Source organism: Pantoea sp. GbtcB22, assembly GCF_019091025.1.
Taxonomy (GTDB): Bacteria; Pseudomonadota; Gammaproteobacteria; order Enterobacterales; family Enterobacteriaceae; genus Pantoea; species Pantoea leporis.
Map to the genome: position 1 here is coordinate 1 of NZ_JAGXKB010000792.1, position 238 is coordinate 238.

Consider the following 238-nt stretch of genomic DNA (forward strand, 5'->3'; position numbering starts at 1 on the left):
CCTGCGCGATGTTGTTATAGGTGACGTAATCGACCGCGCCAAACACCGCCGCTTTCGCGCCTTGCAGCACGGGCGTCACCGCCTGCGCGTTGGGGCCGCTCATCACCATGCCGTTGGCTTTCAGCTGGACAAACAGCTGCCAGGCTTTTTCGCCTTCGCTGTTTTGCAGGCCAATCAGCAGATCGAGTGACGGGCCAGACAGCGCCGGATCCGGCGTGGTGACGTTATCTTTGAAGGC

The 238-nt window shown here is 60.9% G+C and carries 1 pseudogene; it reads right to left on the minus strand.

Annotated features, from left to right (window positions below):
• A pseudogene (locus tag KVT28_RS26695) lies at positions 1–238 on the minus strand (ABC transporter substrate-binding protein); the annotation flags it as partial.